Below are 21,475 nucleotides of genomic sequence, written 5' to 3' on the forward strand. Positions count from 1 at the left end.
ACGCAACGACGGGAGTCCCCACGGCCCGGTCGAGCGGACGTCCTCTCCAGGGCGCTCGCTCCTCCGGGCCGTGTTGCATGAAACACCCTGAAACAGTGTGAAACAGCGCCGCGCGCCAGCGCACACACGGGCCGCACTCGGGGACGATGGTGGCATGCGCCCTGCTAAGGCCCCCTGCCGACTTCACCCAGGCAGGGAGCGAGCACGATGGACGCGAGCGAGGACTGCGGCTGCACCGACCCGGCGACGACGCCCATGCCTTACGTGGCACCCGTGAGCGAACGTCACCGGGTGCTCATCATCGGCGGAGGCACGGCGGGCATCTGCGTGGCGGCGCGGCTCGCGAGGCTGGGGCAGAAGGGCGTGGCCATCCTGGAGCCCTCCGAGCGTCACTACTACCAGCCGCTCTGGACGTTGGTGGGCGCGGGCGAGGCGCGCATCGAGGACACCGTGCGCGACGAGGCCGACCTCATCCCCCGGGGCGTGAAGTGGCTGAAGGACGCCGCGGAGGAGGTGGACCCCGTCCGGCAGGAGGTGCGTACGCGCGGCGGCCTGCGCGTGGGCTACGACTTCCTGGTGGTGGCGCCGGGCATCCAGCTGGACTGGGACAAGGTGCGGGGTCTGCGCGACGCGCTGGAGACCGAGCACGTCAGCAGCAACTACGACGTGAGGCTCGCGCCCAAGACGTGGCGGATGCTCCAGGCGTTCAAGGGCGGCACGGCGCTCTTCACGCATCCGGCCACGCCGGTGAAGTGCGCGGGGGCGCCGCAGAAGATCATGTACCTGGCCGCCGACCACTTCCGACGCACGGGCATCCTGGAGCGCTCGCGGGTGGTGTTCGGCTCGGGGGCGAAGGCCATCTTCGGGGTGCAGCCCTTCGCGCGGGTGCTGGAGGACGTGGTGAAGCGCTACGGCATCCAGACGCACTTCGGACATGACCTGGTCGCGGTGGATGGAGCGCGGCGCGAGGCGACGTTCGAGACGATGCGGGACGGGCAGAAGACACGCGTCACGCTGGGCTACGACCTGCTCCACGTCACGCCGCCGCAGAGCGCGCCGGACTTCATCCGGAACAGTCCGCTCACCTCGCGCGAGGGGGCGTGCAGTGGCTGGGTGCGCGCGGACAAGCACACGCTCCAGCACCCGGTGTTCCCGAACGTCTTCGCGCTCGGGGATGCGTCGGACCTGCCCACGAGTCGCACGGGGGCCGCCATCCGCAAGCAGGCGCCGGTGCTCGTGCGCAACCTGCGCGACGTCATGGCGGGCCGTGCGCCCACCGCGAGGTACGATGGGTATGCCTCGTGTCCGCTGACCACGGGCTACGGGAAGCTGCTGCTCGCGGAGTTCGACTACGACGGCAAGCCCACGCCCAGCTTCCCGCTCATCGACACGATGCAGGAGCGACGGGACATGTGGCTGATGAAGAAGTACGGCCTGCCGCAGCTCTACTGGAAGGGCATGCTGCGCGGGCGGGCGTGAGACACCACGGGCGTGCCCGCGAACCCGCTCCGCGCTATGCAGCCCGGAGCATGCCCACATCCCGCCCTCCGCAGCGTCCGCCTCGGCTCGCCCTGTCCGCGCTCGACGCGCTCGCGGGCGCCGTCCTCCTCGTGGACGCGGAGCGCCGCGTCGTGGGCGCCACCTTTGCGCTGGAGTCCCAGCTCGGCGCCCCCGTGCGCGAGGGAACACCGCTCACGGAGCTGCTCTCCCTCCAGGGTGACGCCGAGCGCCTGGACGCACTCCTCACCACGGGACGCGAGACGACCACGAAGCTCCGCGCCGGAGGCACCATCCGGGTCCGCGCGACGGCGCTCGGCAAGGACGGCTGGGCGCTCACCGTCCGCCAGGACACCTCCCCTCCCGCCCTGGAGGGCGCCGAGGTGTTCCACGGCCTGTGGACCCAGGATGCGGAGCTGCGCCGCGTCTTCCGCATCGTCGAGAAGGTCGCGCGCACCGAATCGAGCGTGCTCGTGCGAGGCGAGTCCGGCACGGGCAAGGAGCACATCGCGCACGCGCTGCACGCACTGTCCCCTCGCGGCAAGGGCCCCTTCCGAGCCATCAACTGCGCGGCCCTCCCCCCCAGCCTCCTGGAGAGCGAACTCTTCGGCCACGTGCGCGGCGCCTTCACCGGCGCGGTGCGAGACAGCCCGGGGCACTTCCGGCTCGCGCACGGCGGCTCGCTCTTCCTCGATGAAGTCGCGGAGCTCCCCCTCGACCTCCAGGCGAAGATGCTCCGAGTCCTCGAGACGCGCACCGTCATCCCCGTGGGTGGCCGCGCCCCCGTCCCCGTGGACGTGCGCATCATCGCCGCCACCCACCGCGCGCTGCGTCGCGAGGTCGAGGCCGGCCGCTTCCGCGCGGACCTCATGTACCGCCTGCGCGTCGTCCCCATCTTCCTCCCCAACTTGAGAGAACGTCGGGGCGACATTCTTCCGCTCGCACTGCGCTTCCTCGACGAGCTGCACCAGCGGGGGACGCGGCGTGTGGAGCGAATCGCGCCTGGCGCGCGCAAGCTGCTCGAGTCCCACGGGTGGCCCGGCAACGTGCGCGAGCTGCGCAACGTCATGGAGTACGCCTACGTCATCGGCGAGGGCCCGGTGCTGCGCGAGGTGGACCTGCCCCCCGAGTTCTCCGAGGCGAAGGCGCTCACCCACCTCCCCGTGGCGACGACCGGCGCCACGCTCGACGAGGAGCAGGTACGCGCGGCCCTCACCCGGGCGGGCGGCAATCGCTCCGAGGCCGCGCGCCTGCTCGGCGTCAGTCGCGTGACACTCTGGCGCCGCCTGCGGACCTTGGGCGAAGCTGCGCGCTGAGCGAGCGACCGTCCTCGAATCCAGGGCGGCCGTTTCACCCAGGTGTTTCACCTGTTTCCTCGAAGTGGGTGCAACGACCGGCGCGCTCGGGCCGTCACTCGGAGCCGCATCGCTGGCATGGGGCTCGCAGTACCGCTGGACATGCGCTGCGACCAACCCAGGAGGGAAGTGGACATGCTCTTCCGGCAGCTCTTCGACTCGGAGTCCTCGACCTATACCTACCTGTTGGCGGACCCGGCGACGCGGGAGGCGGTGCTCATCGACCCCGTGTTGGAGCAGGTGGAGCGGGACACCCGGCTGCTGGAGGAGCTGGGGTTGAAGCTGGTGGTGGTGTTGGAGACGCACGTGCACGCGGACCACGTCACCGGCGCCGGGCAGCTGCGCGAGCGCCTGGGTGCCCGGGTGATGGCGTCGGCGAAGGGCGCGCCCTGTGTCGACCGGCAGCTCCAGCATGGCGACGTGGTGCGGGTGGGCCAGCTGGAGCTGCGCGTCCTGGAGACGCCGGGTCACACCGACGACAGCCTGAGCTTCCTGTGCGACGGCCGACTGTTCACGGGGGACGCGCTGCTGGTGCGCGGCACGGGCCGCACGGACTTCCAGAATGGAGACCCGGGGCAGCTCTACGACTCCATCACCCGCGAGCTGTTCGTCCTGCCCGACGCGACGGAGGTGTTCCCCGCCCATGACTACGCGGGCTTCACGTCGTCCTCGGTGGGCGAGGAGAAGCGACACAACCCACGCCTCGCGGGCAGGACGCGGGACGACTTCGTGCACTTCATGAAGTCGCGACAGATTCCGCCGCCGCGCAAGCTGGACGTGGCCGTGCCGGCCAATCGCGCCTGCGGTCTCACCGCCCCGGCGGATTCCCAGTCACCGTCCGCGTGATGTGACCCGTGCCCGCTGGGGCACCTCGCCAGTCCCGCACCTCCAGAGCCCCAGCCGCCTCCCCCGAGGGACGCGGAGCGGGGACCCTTTTGCTCGAATCGAAGGAGCCGCAGCTTGAGTCACCTCTACGACAACGCCCCTCCCCGGCCGGAGGGCTATCGCGACGTGGACGTCCAGCAGCTCGCGACCGGGCGGCCCCCGGGGCTGCACCTGGTGGACGTGCGCGAGCCCGTCGAGCTGGATGGGATTCTGGGTCACCTCGAGGGCGTGCATCCGGCGCCGCTCGCCACCCTACGCGAGGCGGCGACGTTGTGGCCGAGGGACACGGAGGTGCTGCTCATCTGTCGCTCGGGTGCGAGGTCCGCGAAGGCGGCCACGCAGTTGGTGGGGATGGGCTTCACGCGGGTGATGAACCTGGCGGGCGGGATGCTCGCGTGGAACGCGCATGCGCTGCCGGTGGTGCGACTGACGACGGAGCCGCTCCCGAACCTCGGGCAGGTGGGAGACACCCTGCGCGCGAGGCTCACGGGGATGCGCGTGCCCGCGGTGGAGTCGCTGCCACCGGAGCCCTCTCGCGAGGAACTGGGTGCGGTGCTGGATGCGCTCCAGGCAGAGCCGCCGAAGGGGCGAGGAGACGCGGCGGCGTTCGAGAAGACGCTGCGAGAGGTCCGGGACCTGCTCGCGGTCGCGAAGCCTGGAGGAGGCAGTCGTCCATGATGTGGGCCGTGGGGATGGCGGGCGCGTTGCTCGTGGGAGTGTTGCTGGGGTTGCTGGGAGGCGGGGGCTCCATCCTCACGGTGCCGCTCCTGGTGTACGTGCTGGGAGTGGAGCCGCGCACGGCCATCGCCATGTCCCTGGTGGTGGTGGGCGTCACGAGCGCGAGCGGCGCGCTGCTGCATGCGCGAGCGGGCCGGGTGCGGTGGCGCACGGCGCTCCTGTTCGGAGCGGGAGGGATGGCGGGGGCGTTCCTGGGAGGAAAGCTCAACCCGCTCCTGTCGCCCACGATGTTGCTGCTGTGCTTCGCGGGGGTGATGGTCGCGGCCTCGGTCGCCATGCTGCTGCGCTCGGATGCACCTACGCCGGTGACGAGCGGCCACGTCACGGCCGACCTCTCGGAAGCACGAGCGACCTCCGGACGAGTCGAGCCGAGCACCTCGTTCGCTGCCGACCAGCACGCGCAGCCCACCGAGAAACGTCGTCCCACGAGTGTCGAGAGCGAATCCTCCGTCTCCATGGGGCACACCAAGAAGCCCCGTCCCGCGAGCATCGAGAGCGCTCCCTCCGTGTCCATGGAGCACGCCGAGAAGCCACGTCCCGCGAGCATCGCGAACGGGTTCCCCGCCTCCGTGGGGCGCACCGAGAAGCCACATCCCGCGAGCATCGCGAGCGGCGCATCCGTCTCCGTGATGCGAGTGGTGGCGCAGGGAGTGGGCGTGGGAATCCTTTCAGGGCTCGTGGGCGCGGGAGGCGGCTTCCTCATCGTCCCCGCGCTCACGCTGGTCGGCCTGTCCACGCCGATGGCCACCGCCACCTCGCTGGTGGTCATCGCGCTCCAGTGCGCCGCGGGTCTCATCGGCCATCTGGGCCATGCGGAGCTCCCCTGGCGCCTCACGGGCGAGGTCCTCGCCATCGCCCTCGTGGGGAGCATGCTCGGTGGAAGATTCGCCGGACGCGTGGCCCCTGGAGTCCTGCGCCGAGGCTTCGCCCTCTTCGTTCTCGCCACCGCGACGTTCCTGCTCCTGGCCCAACTCCCGCGCACCGTGCTCGGAGACCTGACACAACGACTGGCCAGCGCGGGAGCCTGGCCCTGGCTCGTCCTGGCGACCGGCGTGGGGCTCTCCACCCTCATGGTGCGAAAGCACCTGCGCACGGCCCGCCAGCGCACCACTGCGCGAGGGCTCTGACCCCCAGACACCTCCGCGCGGACACCCTGGCGTCGCGGTGCTCGCCCACCAGCGCCAGGCGCCTCACGAGCAAGTGCCACGGCGCGCATCCCAACGAGCCCCCACACGGCCACGTCATCGCGCCATCCCATCCGTCCCACCGAGCACGGCCCCCCGCGCCCACATCCGTCCCGCCCCGGACGGGCCCACACCACATCGGTTGACCCGTGCCCCGCGCGCGTCGAGAGTCCCCTGCATGAAGCTGAGACCCATCGCAGAAGTGGGCGCCGAGCTGGGCCTGTCCCCCGACGACGTGCACCCGTGGGGCACGAACCGCGCCAAGGTTTCCCTCGGTGCGCTCGGCAAGCAGGGCGGAAGACAAGGCCGCCTCGTGCTCGTCTCCGCCATCAACCCCACGCCTCCGGGCGAGGGCAAGACGACCATGTCCGTGGCGCTGGCCATGGGCCTGCGTCGCCGAGGACGCCGCGCCGTGGCCGCGCTGCGCGAGCCGTCCCTCGGTCCCGTCTTCGGCGTGAAGGGCGGAGGCACCGGCGGCGGGCAGGCCAGCCTGGAGCCCGCGGCGGACATCAACCTGCACTTCACGGGTGATTTGCACGCCATCACCAGCGCCAACAACCTGCTCGCCGCGCTGGTGGACAACGCCGTGTACTACGGCCAGCCGGTGGCCATCGACTCGACGCGGGTGCGCTGGCGGCGCGCGCTGGACATGAACGACCGCTTCCTGCGCAACGTCATCGTGGGCCTGGGCGGCAAGGCGCACGGCGTGCCGCGCGAGGGCGCGTTCGACATCACCGCCGCCAGCGAGGTCATGGCCATCCTCGCCCTGGCCGAGAACCTCAAGGACCTGGAGGAGCGCCTGGGCCGCGTCGTCGTGGGCCACGCACCGGACGGCAAGCCCGTGCGCGCCAGGGACGTGGACGCGGCGGCGGCCATGGTCGCCCTGCTCAAGGACGCGCTGATGCCCAACCTCGTCCAGACGCGCGAGGGCGGCCCCGCGCTCGTGCACGCGGGCCCGTTCGGCAACATCGCCCACGGGTGCAGCTCCGTGGTGGGCACGCGCATGGGCCTCGCGTACGCGGACGAAGTCGTCACGGAGGCGGGCTTCGGCTTCGACCTGGGCGCCGAGAAGTTCCTCGACATCAAGTGCCGGAGCACGGGCCTGTGGCCGCGCGGCGTCGTCCTCGTGGCCACGCTGCGCGCGCTCAAGTACCACGGCGGCACCCCGCTCGCCCGCGTCGCGGAGCCGGACGGCGCGGCGCTCGCGCGAGGCTTCGACCACCTGGACAAGCACCTCGAATCGGTGCGCGCCTTCGGCCTGCCCGCGGTCATCTGCGTCAACCGCTTCCCCCAGGACACGCAGGAGGAACTCGATGCCCTGCGCGCCTTCGGCCGGGAGCGCGGCGTGGAGATGGCGGTGTGTGACGGCTTCACGCGCGGCGGCGAGGGCTCGCTGGAGCTGGCGGACCGGGTGCTCGCGATGCTCGACGGCACGGACGCGTCTCCGCCCACCCCGCGCTTCCTCTACGACGTGAAGCAGTCCCCAGAGGAGAAGGTCCGCGCGATTGCCCGCACCGTGTACGGCGCGGACGACGTGGCCTTCACCGCCTCCGCGCGCAAGGACCTGGAGACCGTGCGCGAGCTGGGCGGCGCGGAGCTGCCGGTGTGCATGGCCAAGACGCACCTGTCACTCTCCGACGACGCGACGAAGCAGGGCCGGCCGCGCGGCTTCACGCTCACCGTGCGCGAGGTGCGCCTGTCCGCGGGCGCGGGCTTCATGGTCGCGCTCACCGGCGACATCCTCACCATGCCGGGCCTGCCTCGCGAGCCCGCCGCCCGCCGCATCACCGTCCACGAGGACGGGCGCATCACCGGGCTCATGCAGGGCGAGTGACGCGGCTTCGACGGGCGGCCCTCACCTCGCTCTCGTCGAGGGGGCCGCCCGGAGCGACGCACGCTACGCGCGGAACGACGTGGACAGCGACTCGAGCCGTCCCAGGGTGGCGTTGATTTGGGTCACGGCCTCCTCGGCCGTCATGGTGGAGGTCACCACGTCCGCCATCATCGAGGACAGCTGCGTCATCACCTCGGTCATCTGCGCGATGCCCGCGTTCTGCTGGGTGACGGAGGCGACAATCTGGCGCGCGGCCTGACTGCTCTCCTGCACCACGGTGGTGATCTCCTTCAGCGAGTTCGCCGAGGCCAGCACCTGCTCGATGTTCTGCTCCATCTTCTCGCTGTCGCCCTCCGCGATGGAGGTCGTCTGGCGGATGGCCTGGTTGATCTCGAGCAGGATCTTCCCGATGCGCTGGGTGCTCTGGAGCGACTGCCCGCTGAGCGCGCGCATCTCCCGCGCCACCACCGCGAAGCCCCGGCCCTCCTCGCCCGCGCGCGCGGCCTCGATGGCGGCGTTGAGCGCGAGCACGTTGGACTGGTCCGCCAAATCCTTCACGCTGCTGATGATTTCGCCGGCGTGCACGGCCTGGTCGCTCAGGTGCGCGATGCTGCCCACCAGCGCGCCCACGCGCTCGCGAATCTGCTGCATGCCCTCCGCGCTCTGCTCGATGGAGTGCTGGCCGGAGGAGCTGAACTGGTCCGCCTGCGCGGCCACCTTGAGCACCATCTCCGCGCGGCTCGCGGCCATGCTGGAGGTCTGCGCGATTTCGGCGATGGTGGTGCTCGCCTCGGTGAGGCTGCGCGACTGGTTCGTCAGGAAGTTCACCTGGTCCTGGCTCGCCTGCGTCAGCCGCGTGGCCGCCGAGGACAGCTCCTCCACCACGGACTTCAGCGTCGCCGGCACGTCGCGCAGCCGGTCCGCCATCACCTGCAGGCTCCGGCTCAGCTCGCCCACCTCGTCCTGCCGCCCCAGCTCCAGCGGCTGCGACAAATCACCGTCATGCGCGATGCGCCGCGCCACCTCGGACAATCGCGTCAGCGGCTCGGCCAGGTCACGGTGCAGCCACCACGCGAGCCCCGCCGTCGTCCCCATCGCCAGGAGCGCCAGCACGACCACCAGCCACGTCGGACCGCCCGCCAGCGCCACCACGACGAGGACCCCGAGGAGCACCGCCGCGGCCACCGGGGACAGCATCACCTTCTGCTTCAGCTTCAAGCGCACCGAACGGCCTCCGTCCCACCCGAGTCTCCACGCACCCCGTCCGCCCCGGCCAGGTTCCGGCAGTTGAAGCGCGACTCCCCGAGGAGCCTGCAGCGCCCGTCCATGTCGCCATCCTTCCGAGGAGCCCCGTGGACTCCCTGAAGCTCGGACGGACCGGTGATCCGCCGAAGTGCAGGATAGCCAACTGAGACCCGGCTGCTAAGGGACCCCCGCTCATTGACACACACCGGCCCCGCGCGGTTTTCCACCAGTCTGGGGTCAAACGGACCCGGGACTTGGGTGGATCATCATAGGGCGTCGAAGCGGCGGGAGCCCTCGACGCGGAGGACGAAGTCGGCGCCGAAGGCACCCGCGGGGGTGAGGGCGCCGGGGGTGGGCTGGGCGAGCAGCTCCTCCACGGCGAGGACGGAGGAACGGGCGGTGAAGAGGTAGCCCTCGGCGACCTCCAGCCAGGCCTGGGCGGAGCGGCCATCCGGGGCGCGGGCCTGGGCCCAGACGTACGAGCGGCTGGACGTGCGCAGGTCCGCCCCGGGGCCCTTCACGCGGGCGTCGACGAGCTTCATCAGGCCATCGCGGACGGGGGCGAGCTTCAGGGCGCGGCGGAGGATGGGGTGGGTCCACCGCAGGACGCGGGCGCTGTTGGCGGGGAAGGCCATGTACGTCGTGATGTTGGGGATGCCGGTGGTGTGGAACGCGGTGGAGAGGTCACCCCAGGGGATGGGCATGACGGAGCGCTCGCGGTCGCTGAAGCGCACGCGGCGGGTGCCGTGGCCCATGGGGTAGGGCTCGAGCCGGCCGTTGCGGCGGACCTTGCCGCCCTCGGGGATTTGGATGAGGGCGGACTTGGTGGTGCCGGCGCTGGCCTGGGAGACGGCGGCGATGGCGATGTCGAGCTCGGTGGCGCCGGGGACCTGCTCGCCGACGTAGCGGGCCAGACAGTCGGTGGGGACGACGTCGAAGCCGACGCCGGACATGAACGAGACGCCGCGGGCCTTGGCGTCGGCGTCGTGGCGGAAGGAGTCCTCGAAGACGGGAATCTCGCCGGTGATGTCCAGGTAGTGGGCGCCGGCGGCGAGACACGCCAGGCGCATGGGCTCGCTGGTGTGGACGAAGGGGCCGGCGGCGTGGAGCACGAGCGGCAGGCCGTCCATGGCGGCGGCCAGCTGGCGTGGGTCGTCGAGCGACGCGGGGCGGACCTCCAGGCCGAGCAGCTCCGCCAGGGGCGCGAGCTTCTCGCGGGAGCGGCCGGACAGCACGGGGCGGTGGCCGCGGCGCACGGCCTCCTCCGCGATGAGGCGGCCGGTGTAGCCGGAGGCGCCATACAACAGCCAGCGAGGCGAGGTGGTCGAGGTCGTCGTCACGGCTGGCGACGCTACCAGGACGCGCCGCGTCGGGAGGCCCGGCGTATCGGCCGGCCCGTCACCATCTGTTCGCTATCTCGACAAGTCCGCGCGAGGACTGAGCGCCTCACCACCGCGCCACGGCGGCCTCGGAGCGCTGGCTCACGTGCGCGTCCTCCACGCAGACCAGCAGCGCGCGCAAGGCCGCCGGAGACGGCGCGGTGAGCAGCGCCTCACGCAGCCTCGCGTTGCGCAAGAGCGCGCCGATGCGCGCGAGCACGTTGAGGTGCAGGCCCGCAGGGTCCGGCGGAGACACCATCCCCACGAAGACGCGCACGCGCCCGCCGTTGGCCTCGCCGAAGTCCAGGCCCTCCGGATGAATCCCCACGCACGTGACGATGCGCGGCACACCGACCAGCCGGCAGTGCGGCACCGCCACGCCCCCCGCCATCGCCGTCGAGCCGAGTCGCTCGCGCGCCAGCAGGTGCTCCGCCAGCTCCTTCGCGGGCACCCGGGCGCGGGCCGCCATCAGCCCCGCCAGCTCGTGCACCACGCCCACCCGCTCTCGCGCCTCCAACGACAGGCGGACAGCGTCGACCTCCAGGAAATCCGTCCACCGCAACATGCCGCACCTCCTCGGGCAAGCCGCCACCGCCCGAGTCGGCGCAGAGATGCATCCGCGCTCGCGAATCCGCATCCCTCCCCGCGAATTCTTCGAGCCCACTACACACTTCTCTCGCGTTTTTCCGGACCAGGTCCGAGCCACCCCGCTCCTCTCAGGTTCTCAGGGCGCGCCCAAACCAGGACTCGCGACACCCGAACAAGCGCGAGTCACGAGACGCGCTGCCACGCGAGCAACAACAGCCTCGCCTCCGAGGGCACGACTCAGCGCGCCACGGCCACTTCACCGCGAAGCGGGAGCACCTCCTCCTCCGCGCGAACCAGCAGCGCGCGAACCGCCGCCGGAGAGGCCGCCGCCAACAGCGCGTCACGAACACGCGCGTCATGCAGCAACGTGGCGATGCGGGAGAGCACGTTGAGGTGCAGGCCCCCGGTATCCGGCGGCGACACCAGGCCCACGTAGATGCGCACCAGTCCATCCTCGGGCTCACCGAAGGCCAGCCCGCCCCGATGGATGCCCAGACACGTCACGATGCGTCCGGCGCGAGCATGTCGACAGTGCGGCACCGCCACGCCGCCCTCCATCGCCGTCGAGCCGAGCTGCTCCCGCGCCAGCAGGTGCACGGCGAGCTCGCGAGCAGGCACTCCCGCCTCATCCGCCATCATCCCCGCCAGCTCGTGCAGCACGCCCACCCGCTCCCGCGCCCGCAGCGACGGACGGATGGCCTCGACCTCCAGGAACTCGGTCCACCTCAACATGACGACCTCCCACGGCCCGAGCAGTCCCGGGCCCACCACCGTGAACCTCAGAGCGCCGGAGCCGCCACCCGCTCGCGACCCGACAGGACGATGCACGCCGCCAGCACGCGAGCCGTGAACCCATCGCGCTCCTCCGCGTCGAACGCCCGCGCGAGCTGCTCCGGGTCATCATCCAGGAACAACGTGGAGCCGAGCCGGTCATGCAGATGCTCCAGCAACCCTCGGCAGCACGAGCACCGCCGAGCCCCCTTCAAGGCATGCTCCGCACGCCCACGCGCCTCGGCCAGCCGCTCCGCGCCCAGCAGACGCACCGCCTTGAGCGGCGCCTCCCCGAGCAACAGGCCAGGCTCACGCCGAGCCTCCCGACGAACCATCGACCTCACGAATCGACGCAGCACCATGAAGTCCTCCCAAGGACCGGGCCGCACATCGCCCGGCACGAGGCACCTCCATCGCATCCACCGTGCCGACCACCCCCACCACCAGACGCCCGGAATCCGGCCACTTTTCCCCGAGCGAGCCCGGCCCCACCGTGCAGACCGCAACCTCGAGGGCCACCGAGCCTCGCGACACGCGAGGTCTCCCTCCGAGCGCCGTGTCATTCCGCTCCGACCGCGATGACTGCAAACCGCGCCCGGCGCCCACGAGGGACGTGACACTCCAGGGCGCTCGCGACGTCGGGGACGCATGCCAGCCCCGGCACGAGGGCGGAATTCCGTGGGAGGAGCTCACCGGAGCGTCGAGCCACCGCAGCGCGGACGCGGCGCTCCGGAGTCGCGGACTGGAAGCGTGTTCGAGCCGCGCTGGCGGACCGCGGTCAGCGAAGGGCCCGACCGTGCAGCCGGGCCTGCTCCTGACAGGTCCCCTGGCACTCGGGGAACAGCAGGAGGAAGCGGGCCTGCTCCCGGCAGCGAGGAATCAGGCCGGGCGGAGACGGCGCCGAGCACAGCTGCTGGAAGCCGTCCCACGACTCCTGGAACACGAGGGCACGCTCATCGGGCTCCAGGGACAGCACGGCGCGGCGCTCCGAGCCCAACCAGCCCACGACGAGCGCCAGGGAGGCCCCCAGCGCGAGGATGCAGAGCAGGTCCCTCCACCAGGGGCTCGCCAGGGAGGGCGGCGCCGAGGGGGCCTGGGGAGTGGAGTCAGGGACCAGACGGAGCTCGGGACGCATGGGCTCCCCAGGGGCAAACCCCGTGCCGCCGGGCACGAGGCCACCTCCGAGCAGGGCTCCCATCACCGAGGTCCAGGACCCTTGCATTCGGCAAGCAGGCGCGCGCGAAGCCATGCATCGCGCAAGGGCCCACCCGCTCGACGTCAGCGCACGGCCTTTCGCAGCATGGGCGCGAGCTCCTGGTGGCACGCCTCGTCGCACTCGGAGAAGCGCGTGAGGAACTCCGCCTGCTTCTGACAGCGATTGAGCAGCTTGGGCCCGGCGTCGCCCATGCACAGGAGGCGGAAGTCGTCGCGAGTCTCCTGGAAGAGCGCCTCGCGCTGAGCGGGAGCCAAGGCGTTCAGCGCCCGATTCTCTCCGCCCTGGAGATAGGCCCACACCCCGGCGAGCACCAGCACGATGATGCCCAGCGTCACCAGCTGGCGGACGCGCTTCTGGCTGCGGGTGGGCGCCCTGTCCCGGGTGAAGATGTTCTCCTCTTCCCCCTCGTTCCCGTTCGGACCCATGGCCCCATGTTCCACCGGAATGAGGGGGGACGCGCCAGGATTCGTTGTCGCGGATGTGAAGAAGTGGCGGCCCGGGTTGCAGCCTGCACGACGGGAGCGGCCCCGGGGTTGCGCATCGCACGGTGCGGTGCGCGGAAGTCCCCGAGACGACTCACGAGCCCCAACGAGACACGGCCGGGCGCGGCCGATGCACTTAGAATTGATGCATGGATGCACGGATGGAGCCGACCCCGGTTTCCGGCGAGCGGCCGATGCGGGTGTTGGTGGTGGACGACGAGCGCAACATCCGCCACACGCTGCGGGTCTGCCTGGAGGGCTTCGGCTGCGAGGTGCGAGAGGCGGCCACGCCGGAGGCGGCGCTGGCGGCGCTCGCCCAGGGGCCCGCGGACCTGGCGTTCGTCGACCTGAAGCTGGGGACCGCGAGTGGCCTGGACCTGCTGCCCCGCCTGCTCGCGGAGTCACCGAACCTGGACGTGGTGCTCATCACCGCGTACGCGACGTTCGACACGGCGGTGGAGGCGGTGCGCCGGGGCGCGCGCGACTATCTGCCCAAGCCCTTCACGCCCGCGCAGATAAGACACGTGCTGGACCGCTCACGGGAGCACCGGGCGCTGTCCTCGCAGCTGGAGAGCCTCGAGGGACAGCTCGCGCAGGCGGTGCCGGAGGCCACGCTGGACACCTCCTCTCCCGTGATGCACGCGGCGATAGGGCTGGTGTCGCGAGCGGCGACCTCCGACGCGGCGGTGCTGCTGCGAGGAGAGAGCGGCACGGGCAAGGGCGTGCTCGCGCGAGCCCTGCACTCGATGAGCGTGCGCAGGCGCAGGCCCTTCGTCACGGTGAACTGTCCGACGTTGTCGGAGCAGCTCCTGGCGAGCGAGCTGTTCGGCCACGTGCGAGGCGCGTTCACGGGAGCGGTGAAGGACCAGCCCGGCCGCGTGGAGCAGGCGGAGGGCGGCACGCTGTTCCTGGATGAAATCGCGGAGATGAGCCCGTCGCTCCAGGCGCAGCTCTTGCGCTTCCTCCAGGAGAAGCAGTTCGAGCGGCTGGGAGAAGGCCGCACGCGCAAGGCGGACGTGCGGGTGGTGGCGGCGACGAACCGGGACCTGGAGAAGGACGTGGCGGAGGGACGGTTCCGCGAGGACCTGTTCTACCGGCTCAACGTCATCGAGGTGAAGCTGCCCTCGCTGCGTGAGCGGCCCGAGGACCTGCTCGCGTTGGCGAGACGCTTCGTGGCGTTCTTCGCGAGGACAGGACAGCGGCCGGTGACGCCGGAGCTGTCGCCCGCGACGGAGCAGATGCTGCTCGCGTACCCATGGCCGGGCAACGTGCGTGAGCTGAGAAACGCCATCGAGCGGGCGCTCATCGTGTGGCCCGCGGGAGTCCTGGAGCCGCAGGCGTTCCCGGACCGCATCGCCGCTGCGGCGGGCACGGTGGTGGCGTTGGGCGGGCCGCACACGCTGGAGGAGGTGGAGCGCGAGCACACGCTGCGGGTCATGGCCTCCGCGCCCACGCTGGACGAGGCCGCGAAGGTGCTCGGCATCGACGCGTCCACGCTGTGGCGCAAGCGCAAGAAGTACGAATCCGGAGGCAAGGCAGACAGCTGAGCCCACGGGCAGCCCGTGTCTTGCGGAAGGTGGACAGGTCGCGCACGGGACGGGGACCAGGGGCATGAGTCCCCGTCACATGAGGCGCCCGAGCACGAGCCGGCGCCAGGCCGAGCATGAGCCAACGCCACACCGGGCGCGACCGTGCGCCTCCAGCCTTCCGTGAGACGGGACACCGGGCGCGCGCACCCCTCGCGCCCGGCGTTGCGCGTCAGCCCGGGATGCCCGCGGACCAGCGCTGCGTGAGGTACAGCTCCGCGAGCTGCGCGGCGTTGAGCTCGCGCTCCTCGCCCACGTGGGTGCGCTCGGTGGTGAGCCCCACCTCGCCACCGCCCACGCCCGCGTGCACGCCGACGCCGATGTCACCGTTCACCGTGGTCTTGTCCTGCACGGTGGCCTTGATGTCGACCTTGTCGCGGAGCTGCGTCACCGCCTGGCCCACGTCGCCGTTCGCGATGCTGCTGAACGCACCGCTGCGCGCGATGTCCTGGAGGTTGCCGCTGATCTCCGCCTTCACCTCGCGACCCGCGCTCCCGCCCAGACCGAGCGCCTGCGCGGAACCCTGGCGCGAGTCGGTGAGCGTCAGCTTCGCCTCGTGCGTCTGGAGGGCCGTCTGGCCCACCTCGCGCGCGGTGCCCTTCGGGTCCTTGAGGAAGTCGGCCGGGTTGAAGTTCTCGGGCAGGTCGATGCTCTGCTCCAGCTCCACCTTCAGCGAGCCCTGGACTCCCGCGGAGGCATTCGTCGGCAGTGACGCGCTGGTGCCACCCTCGCCCTGGCTCGGAATCCCCAGGCCCGCGCTCGCGCCCGCGTTGCCCGAAATCTCCAGCGACTGCGTGAGCTTCAGCGACTTCGGCTGGCCGTTCTCCATCTCGATGCGCGCCGTGGTGCCCTGATTGGCGCTCACGCCCGCGCTCGCGCCCGCGCTGAGCACCTCCGGCAGGCCCTTCATGCCCAGCTCACCCGAGACGCTCGCCTCCGCGCCCAGCTGGAGCTCCACCGCGCTCACCTTGTCGCCCAGGCCCGCGAGGTCCGACAGCGGATCTCCCAGCACCTGGTTCACCCCCTGGCCGAGCAGCGGGTTGCTCGCCGAGGCCCCCGCCGTGGCGGCCGAGGCCGCGATGATCTTCGTGGCGCGCTTGGCCTCCTCCGCGGTGTCGAACTGGAACTCCACCTTGGCGCCGGCCGTGGCGAAGGCACTGGCGCTCGCGTCCGCGGCGCCCTTCGCGCCCAGCTTCGCGATGACGCCCGCGCCCACCTCTCCGCTCACGGAGACGGTGTAGCCACCGCCCTCCTCGGCGCTGCGGCTGACGGCCAGGTCGCCCTTGGCGGTGACGCCGACACCGGAGACATCCGCCTCACCGTTGAGCCCCACGGAGACGCTCTCGCCCGGCTTGAGCTGGTCGACCTGGTGGTTGAGGCTGAGCGCCTGCTTGATTTCGCCCGCGGTCTCCACCGGGTCCCGGACCACGTCCGCAGCGCCCTGGAGGACGCCACCGGCGATGTCCTGGGTGATGCCCTGCAGCGGGTTGGGCGCTGGCGCGTCCTGGATGGCCTGCCCCAGCTTGTCGAGCCCGCCCGCCGCGATGTCCGTCGCCGTGTCGAGCACGGGGCCCGCCTTCTGCACGGTGTCACGCAGGGCGCTGCCCGCCGTGGACTTCACGCCCTCGAAGACATCGCCCGTGGTCTCGCGCACCTGCTGCTTCAGGTCGCGAGCGCCCTCGACCAGCCCCTCGCCCCGCTCGAAGACGTCCTGCGTGCGGTTCTTGGCGACCGATTCGATCTGCTCCTTCGCCTGCTTCGCCTTCGCCGCCGCCTCCGCGGCCTTCTTCGCCGCCGCCTCCGCGGCCTTCTTCGCCGCCGCCTCCGCCGCGCGCTTCGCCGCTTCCGCTGCTCGCCGGGCGGCCTCCGCCGCGCCACCGATGATGCTGCCGATTCCCATGGGGGGTCCTGGTTGGGGTCCGGCGTCCGCACACGCCTCACGGAGCGGCGCGGACCCTGCCGGGTTCACTGGGTTGGGGTGGGGGAAATGCGTCCTGCTCCCCCATTCTCCCGGGTGGGCAGCGGAAGTTTCGTCAGTTTTCAAGAATTCGGGCATCCCTCCTGATTTCCAGTCCGGCCCCGACTCGGAGTGCGGCCGCCAGGCCCTCTGCTCCGAGTGGAGCGCTCCCCTGCCCTCCTCCGCGCGAAGGCTGGGACGAGGGAGCGTGCACGGCGTGGCGAGTGATTGCCGGGGTCCGGAGCGGTGCGGACCGTTGAGGAGCGACCCCACTGAAAGGACGGCACCCGTGGACGTCATCGACCTGTTGATTCAGCAGCACCGCGAAGTCGACGCGCTGTTCCTCGCGTTCCGCAACGCCTCGGACGACACGAGCCGCAAGGAGCTCTGCCTCCAGCTCGCGGAGGCGCTGATGCTGCACAGCACCATCGAGGAGCGCTGGGTCTATCCGAAGGCCACGCGCGTGGTGGGCGACGAGAAGATCCAGCACGCGGAGGAGGAGCACCAGGAGATGACGAAGCTCCTGGGCGACATCGTGCGGATGCGCGACGACATGAACGCGGTGAAGCTGAAGGTGGACGCGCTGGAGAAGGTCGTCAAACGGCACGTCGCGGACGAGGAGAAGAACATCCTTCCGCAGGTGGCGAAGAACGTCACCGAGAAGGAGCTCGGCATGTCGTGCAAGGACCTGGTCCGAGAGGCCTCGAGGATTCGTCGCGAGGAGATGAAGGACTGGGGCGGCGCCACGGTGTAGCGGCGGACGCGCATTCCCCCACGGGGCCGTCGAGGCCCCTCTCCGCTCTCGAGGCAGGCCAGACACACCCGTGTCGTTCCCTCCTGCCTCGGGAGCTGGACCAGGCAAGCCCCCGCGTCACCTCACGAGGCCTGCCCCGGCAGGGTGAACCAGAACGTACTTCCCCGCCCAGGCGCGCTGATGACGCCCACCTCTCCGCCATGGGCCTGGACGATCTCCTTCACGATGGACAGCCCGAGCCCCGCGCCGCCCGCGGGAGCCCCTGGCGCGCGATAGAACTTCTCGAAGATGCGAGCCTGTTGCTCCAGCGCGATGCCCTCCCCCGTGTCGCGAACCTCGAAGCGGACGCGCGCGCCATCACGAGCCACCCGCACCTCCACCTCGCCCCCCGCGGGAGTGTGCTTCACGCCATTGCCCACCAGGTTGCCGAGCACGAGCCCCATCCGCTCCGGGTCCACGTCCACGGTCTCCACCTCCAGCCCCACGAGCCGGGACAGCCGCACCCCACGCTCCTCCGCCGCCGAGCGCTGCGAGTCGAGCGCCGCCTGCACCAACTCCTCGGCGGACACGCGGCGGACTTCGAGCCGGAGCTGTCCCGCCTGGATGCGAGACAGGTCGAGCAGGTCATCGACGATGCCCTGCAGCCGCTCACAGTCCTCGCGCGCGGCGAAGAGCAGGTCCGCCTGTTTCTCCGTCACGGGCCCCACCATGCCCTCGGCCACCAGGTGCACGGCCATGCGCAGGGACGTCAGGGGCGTGCGGAACTCATGGGCCACGGTGGCCACCAGGTCGTTCTTCAGCTCATCGAACCGGCGCAGCCGCGTCACGTCCTGGAGAATCACCGTGGCGCCCACCACCTCGCCCGTCTCGCCATACACGGGGCTGGCGCGAGGCAGGAGCCACCGGTCCCCTTCGGCCAGCGGCACGCGCACCGCTTCCTCATAGCCCCGAGGCTGATAGGCCCCCTTCCCTCCGAGCACGTGTCCCCGCACGCGCTCCAGCACCTCGCGCGCCTCCGGCACCACGCGCCCGAGCACATCCCCGCCGCCTTCGAGTCCCAGCTTGAGCACGTCCTCGGCGGAGCGGTTGACGTTGAGCAGCCCGCCATCCGCGCCGAATACGACGACCGGGTCAGGGAGGCTATCGATGGCGGCCTGGGACGCGGCCTGGGCCTGGAGCAGCTCTCCCAGGCTGCTCTGTCGGTACTGCTGGAGCGCCTCGGCCATGGAGTTGAAGTCCTCGCCCAGCCGCGCGATTTCATCCGAGCCCTCCACCGTGGCGCGCACGGCGTAATCCCCGCGCCCCAGCCGCTGCACGGCCTGGGACAGCACGGACACGGGCCGCAGCGCGCGATGTGTGAGGGACGTGGAGGCGAACAATCCGACTGCGAACGCGACCAGCACCGCGAGCACCATCAGCGTGTTCACGCGGTCACTCTGTCGACGCAGCGCCTCGCTCTTGTGCACCATCGCGTCCTGATTGAGCGCCAGGACGGAGGAGGCCGCGTCCCTCACCTCGCGGAACGCGGGCTCGATGCTCCGGAAGTAAGCCGCCTTCTGCTCCTCGGGAGACGACAGCGAGAGGAACGCGTCATAAGCGGCCACATAGCGCTCCCAGCCCGCGCGCAGCCGGCGGGTGGACTCGGCTTCACCGGGCTCGGTGATGTTGCCCTCCTGCAGCCGCAGCTCGGCCTCCAGGACCTGACGCTGCGAAGCCTGCTGGGACTGCCCCCGTTCGCGTTCACCGGCGACGATGAAGAGGGCGGCGCTGTCCATGCGCTCCAGTTGCTCGGTCATCCGCTGGGCGGCCAGGACGCTGCGGTAGTTGTCCTGGAGGATGCGCTGACCGGAGCGCCCCAAGCGGGCCAGGGTGATGACGGCGACCAGGCCCACCAGCGCGAGCGCGAGCGCGAGGGGCGCCTGCGCCAGCAGCAATCGCATCCGCAGGGTCATGGACGTTTCTCCTCGGAGGAGGGCTCGAAGGCGACGACATGGATGTCGAAGCCCTCGCCTTCACGGAGCAGCCGCACATCCGCGGCGCGGCCCAGCGCGCGCTTCCACCAGGGCTGGTGCGAGCGGCCCACCATGATGTGGCCGACGCCATGGGAGCGGGCGAAGTCGAGGATGGCCTCGACGGGGTCCTTCGAGCGAAGACGAACCACCTCGGCGCCCAGCTCGCGAGCCTTCTCGATGTTGGCCAGCAGGTGGCGTTGCGCCTCGGCGTCGATGAGGTGGGGCGCCTCGCGAGGCGTCTCGACATAGACGACGAACCAGTCCGTGTTCAGCCGACCGGCCATGCGCGAGCCCCGGCGCAGGAGGGTGGCCGCGCGAGGAGGATGGCTGGACATGGCGACCAGCACCCGGCCCCAGGACGCGCCCTTGCGAGGTTCGTCTTCGCCGGAGCGGGAGGACAGTCCGGAGGTGGCGCGGTCCAGGCTCTCGGCGACCTCGCGGAGGGCGAGCTCGCGAAGGGTGGACAGGTTCTCGCCGGTGAAGAAGCGCTCCAGGGCATGGGGCACCTTGTCCTCGGCGTAGATCTTCCCGGCCTTGAGTCGTTCGTGGAGGTCTTCCACGGCGAGGTCCAGGTTCACGACCTGGTCAGCGCCCTTGAGGAAGCTGTCGGGCAGCGTCTCCCGGACGACGACGCCGGTGGTGCGTTCCACCAGGTCATTGAGGCTCTCGAGGTGTTGCACGTTGAAGGCGCCGATGACGTTGATGCCCGCGTCGAGGAGCGCCTGGACATCCTGGTAGCGTTTGCGATGTCGGCACAGGGGGAGGTTGGTGTGAGCCAGCTCGTCGACGACAGCGACCTGGGGCTTGCGAGCGAGGACCGCCTCCAGGTCCATCTCCTCGACGAGGACGTCGCGATAGGAGTACGTCTTGCGAGGCACGGCCTCGAGTCCAGCGACCAGGGCCTCGGTCTCCTTGCGTCCGTGGGTCTCCACGAAGCCGAGCACCACGTCCACGCCGCGCCGCTTCAGCGCATGGGCCTCTTCGAGCATGCGGTACGTCTTGCCGACGCCGGCCGCGAAGCCGATGTAGAGCTTGAGCCGACCGCGCCGGCCGCGCTCGACCAGCTCCAGGAAGTCCTCCGCACGCGAGCGACGGGGGGTCATCCGAGAACCTCGGAGCGCGACAAACGAATCACATGCCGAGTCAGCTCAGCGCTCATCGACCCGGCCCATGATGAAGGTCGAAGGACCTCGATTCGACAAGGAGACACGACGCCCTTCGAAGGCCATGACGGCGAACGTCCTCGACTCTCGACGACGAAGCAACTCCCGTCGACGGCTCCAGCGCCATGATGTCGACCGTCCTCGACGCTGCGGACGACAACCCAGCCCTCACGGGCTGCCCGAGCCCCGGGTGGGCGTGGCGGATGGAGCCACCGCGCCACCCATCGGGACCCCGGGCTCGACGGCCGGACGACCGAACTGTCGGTCCAGCGCGAGGTTCAGCAACAGCACATTCACCCGAGGCTCGCCGAGCACGCCGAAAGTGCGCCCCTCCACATGCGAGCCCACCACGGCCAGCACGCGCTCCGGAGCCACGCCGCGAGCCTTCGCGACACGAGGCACCTGCCACCGCACCGCCTCCGGCGACAGGTGCGGGTCCAGCCCGGACGCGGACGTGGTGACCAACTCCGCGGGAACAGCGCCCTGCGCATCCGGATTCTCACGACGCAGCCGCGAGGCCTCGGCCAAGACACGGTCCCGGAGCTTCTGCGAAGTGGGCCCCAGGTTGCTCCCCGAGGACGCGGCCGCGTCGTAGCCACTCCCGGCGGCCGAGGGGCGCGGCTGGAAGTAGTCCGCGCGAGTGAACCCCTGACCGATGAGGGCGCTCCCCACGACACGGCCCTGCTCGTCCTTCACGAGGGAGCCACGGGCCTCGGCGGGGAAGAGCAGCGAGGCCACGCCGGTGACAGCGAGGGGATACAGCAAGCCCGTGAGCACCAGGGTGACGACACCAACACGAAGCGCGGTTACGAGAGTGGAGACCATGATG

19 protein-coding genes and 1 pseudogene are annotated in these 21,475 nt (G+C 71.0%); 9 read left to right on the forward strand and 11 right to left on the reverse strand.

Features of this window, described 5'->3' with window-relative positions; all coding sequences use genetic code 11:
• Positions 1 to 273: 273 nt before the first annotated feature.
• The 6 genes from VZQ01_RS18595 to VZQ01_RS18620 all read left to right on the forward strand — a co-directional run bounded on the left by VZQ01_RS18595 (position 274) and on the right by VZQ01_RS18620 (position 7,493).
• Positions 274 to 1,479, forward strand: coding sequence for an NAD(P)/FAD-dependent oxidoreductase (locus VZQ01_RS18595; RefSeq protein ID WP_426748534.1), 1,206 nt, complete (start codon positions 274 to 276; stop codon positions 1,477 to 1,479).
• 50 nt (positions 1,480 to 1,529) lie between these two features.
• Positions 1,530 to 2,813: a sigma-54 interaction domain-containing protein gene (locus VZQ01_RS18600; RefSeq protein ID WP_426748536.1), complete on the forward strand. Its 1,284-nt coding sequence runs from the start codon at positions 1,530 to 1,532 to the stop codon at positions 2,811 to 2,813.
• Positions 2,814 to 2,987: 174 nt separating this feature from the next.
• Positions 2,988 to 3,698 carry an MBL fold metallo-hydrolase gene (locus VZQ01_RS18605; protein ID WP_408888465.1) on the forward strand — a complete coding sequence of 237 codons (711 nt, stop codon included), beginning with the start codon at positions 2,988 to 2,990 and terminating at the stop codon, positions 3,696 to 3,698.
• Between the two features lie 114 nt (positions 3,699 to 3,812).
• The gene (locus tag VZQ01_RS18610; RefSeq protein ID WP_426748537.1) at positions 3,813 to 4,415 is read left to right on the forward strand and encodes a rhodanese-like domain-containing protein; all 603 of its coding nucleotides are present in this window, start codon (positions 3,813 to 3,815) and stop codon (positions 4,413 to 4,415) included.
• Entirely contained in the window at positions 4,412 to 5,602 is a 1,191-nt protein-coding gene (locus VZQ01_RS18615; protein WP_223752089.1) for a sulfite exporter TauE/SafE family protein, read from the forward strand. Before VZQ01_RS18610 ends, VZQ01_RS18615 begins: the two co-directional genes overlap by 4 nt.
• A gap of 235 nt (positions 5,603 to 5,837) precedes the next feature.
• Entirely contained in the window at positions 5,838 to 7,493 is a 1,656-nt protein-coding gene (locus tag VZQ01_RS18620) for a formate--tetrahydrofolate ligase (protein WP_426748538.1), read from the forward strand.
• 63 nt (positions 7,494 to 7,556) lie between these two features.
• On the opposite strand, the gene VZQ01_RS18625 is transcribed toward VZQ01_RS18620, so the two are convergent.
• From VZQ01_RS18625 to VZQ01_RS18655, 7 genes are all read right to left on the reverse strand, one after another.
• Entirely contained in the window at positions 7,557 to 8,717 is a 1,161-nt protein-coding gene (locus tag VZQ01_RS18625; RefSeq protein ID WP_228557293.1) for a methyl-accepting chemotaxis protein, read from the reverse strand.
• 287 nt (positions 8,718 to 9,004) lie between these two features.
• Entirely contained in the window at positions 9,005 to 10,078 is a 1,074-nt protein-coding gene (locus tag VZQ01_RS18630; protein WP_223782073.1) for a saccharopine dehydrogenase family protein, read from the reverse strand.
• A 106-nt stretch (positions 10,079 to 10,184) separates the two neighbouring features.
• Entirely contained in the window at positions 10,185 to 10,682 is a 498-nt protein-coding gene (locus VZQ01_RS18635; RefSeq protein WP_223782072.1) for a PTS sugar transporter subunit IIA, read from the reverse strand.
• 260 nt (positions 10,683 to 10,942) lie between these two features.
• Positions 10,943 to 11,437: a PTS sugar transporter subunit IIA gene (locus VZQ01_RS18640; RefSeq protein ID WP_408888469.1), complete on the reverse strand. Its 495-nt coding sequence runs from the start codon at positions 11,435 to 11,437 to the stop codon at positions 10,943 to 10,945.
• A gap of 47 nt (positions 11,438 to 11,484) precedes the next feature.
• A complete protein-coding gene (locus tag VZQ01_RS18645; RefSeq protein WP_223782070.1) occupies positions 11,485 to 11,838 on the reverse strand; it encodes a hypothetical protein in 354 nt (117 codons plus the stop codon).
• A gap of 416 nt (positions 11,839 to 12,254) precedes the next feature.
• Complete coding sequence (locus VZQ01_RS18650; protein WP_223782069.1) at positions 12,255 to 12,611, reverse strand: hypothetical protein; 357 nt, start codon at positions 12,609 to 12,611, stop codon at positions 12,255 to 12,257.
• Between the two features lie 143 nt (positions 12,612 to 12,754).
• A complete protein-coding gene (locus VZQ01_RS18655) occupies positions 12,755 to 13,117 on the reverse strand; it encodes a hypothetical protein (protein WP_267698541.1) in 363 nt (120 codons plus the stop codon).
• A gap of 251 nt (positions 13,118 to 13,368) precedes the next feature.
• Between VZQ01_RS18655 and VZQ01_RS43460 the strand changes: the two are divergent.
• A pseudogene (locus tag VZQ01_RS43460) lies at positions 13,369 to 13,644 on the forward strand (response regulator); the annotation flags it as partial.
• Positions 13,645 to 13,698: 54 nt separating this feature from the next.
• Positions 13,699 to 14,721: a sigma-54 interaction domain-containing protein gene (locus VZQ01_RS18660; protein WP_483579377.1), complete on the forward strand. Its 1,023-nt coding sequence runs from the start codon at positions 13,699 to 13,701 to the stop codon at positions 14,719 to 14,721.
• A 211-nt stretch (positions 14,722 to 14,932) separates the two neighbouring features.
• On the opposite strand, the gene VZQ01_RS18665 is transcribed toward VZQ01_RS18660, so the two are convergent.
• Entirely contained in the window at positions 14,933 to 16,660 is a 1,728-nt protein-coding gene (locus VZQ01_RS18665; RefSeq protein WP_267698542.1) for a hypothetical protein, read from the reverse strand.
• Between the two features lie 346 nt (positions 16,661 to 17,006).
• Between VZQ01_RS18665 and VZQ01_RS18670 the strand changes: the two genes are divergently transcribed.
• Entirely contained in the window at positions 17,007 to 17,471 is a 465-nt protein-coding gene (locus tag VZQ01_RS18670) for a hemerythrin domain-containing protein (RefSeq protein WP_426748539.1), read from the forward strand.
• 122 nt (positions 17,472 to 17,593) lie between these two features.
• Here the strand turns inward: VZQ01_RS18670 and VZQ01_RS18675 are convergent, their stop codons facing one another.
• From VZQ01_RS18675 to kdpC, 3 genes are all read right to left on the reverse strand, one after another.
• A complete protein-coding gene (locus tag VZQ01_RS18675; protein ID WP_426748540.1) occupies positions 17,594 to 19,423 on the reverse strand; it encodes an ATP-binding protein in 1,830 nt (609 codons plus the stop codon).
• Positions 19,420 to 20,586, reverse strand: coding sequence for a sensor protein KdpD (locus VZQ01_RS18680; protein ID WP_223752101.1), 1,167 nt, complete (start codon positions 20,584 to 20,586; stop codon positions 19,420 to 19,422). Before VZQ01_RS18680 ends, VZQ01_RS18675 begins: the two co-directional genes overlap by 4 nt.
• Before the next feature lie 228 nt (positions 20,587 to 20,814).
• Positions 20,815 to 21,471, reverse strand: a complete 657-nt coding sequence (kdpC, locus tag VZQ01_RS18685) for a potassium-transporting ATPase subunit KdpC (RefSeq protein ID WP_267698546.1) — start codon at positions 21,469 to 21,471, stop codon at positions 20,815 to 20,817.
• Positions 21,472 to 21,475 lie beyond the last annotated feature (4 nt).

The organism is Myxococcus faecalis (assembly GCF_050039385.1).
Classification (GTDB): Bacteria; Myxococcota; Myxococcia; order Myxococcales; family Myxococcaceae; genus Myxococcus; species Myxococcus fulvus.

Coding starts and splice junctions, on each gene's coding strand:
- kdpC (WP_267698546.1), bottom strand. CDS start 21,471: ATGGTCTCCACTCTCGTAACCGCGCTTCGTGTTGGTGTCGTCACCCTG.
- VZQ01_RS18645 (WP_223782070.1), bottom strand. CDS start 11,838: ATGGTGCTGCGTCGATTCGTGAGGTCGATGGTTCGTCGGGAGGCTCGG.
- VZQ01_RS18620 (WP_426748538.1), top strand. CDS start 5,838: ATGAAGCTGAGACCCATCGCAGAAGTGGGCGCCGAGCTGGGCCTGTCC.
- VZQ01_RS18665 (WP_267698542.1), bottom strand. CDS start 16,660: ATGGGAATCGGCAGCATCATCGGTGGCGCGGCGGAGGCCGCCCGGCGA.
- VZQ01_RS18615 (WP_223752089.1), top strand. CDS start 4,412: ATGATGTGGGCCGTGGGGATGGCGGGCGCGTTGCTCGTGGGAGTGTTG.
- VZQ01_RS18650 (WP_223782069.1), bottom strand. CDS start 12,611: ATGCGTCCCGAGCTCCGTCTGGTCCCTGACTCCACTCCCCAGGCCCCC.
- VZQ01_RS18605 (WP_408888465.1), top strand. CDS start 2,988: ATGCTCTTCCGGCAGCTCTTCGACTCGGAGTCCTCGACCTATACCTAC.
- VZQ01_RS18635 (WP_223782072.1), bottom strand. CDS start 10,682: ATGTTGCGGTGGACGGATTTCCTGGAGGTCGACGCTGTCCGCCTGTCG.
- VZQ01_RS18655 (WP_267698541.1), bottom strand. CDS start 13,117: ATGGGTCCGAACGGGAACGAGGGGGAAGAGGAGAACATCTTCACCCGG.
- VZQ01_RS18680 (WP_223752101.1), bottom strand. CDS start 20,586: ATGACCCCCCGTCGCTCGCGTGCGGAGGACTTCCTGGAGCTGGTCGAG.
- VZQ01_RS18600 (WP_426748536.1), top strand. CDS start 1,530: ATGCCCACATCCCGCCCTCCGCAGCGTCCGCCTCGGCTCGCCCTGTCC.
- VZQ01_RS18675 (WP_426748540.1), bottom strand. CDS start 19,423: ATGACCCTGCGGATGCGATTGCTGCTGGCGCAGGCGCCCCTCGCGCTC.
- VZQ01_RS18640 (WP_408888469.1), bottom strand. CDS start 11,437: ATGTTGAGGTGGACCGAGTTCCTGGAGGTCGAGGCCATCCGTCCGTCG.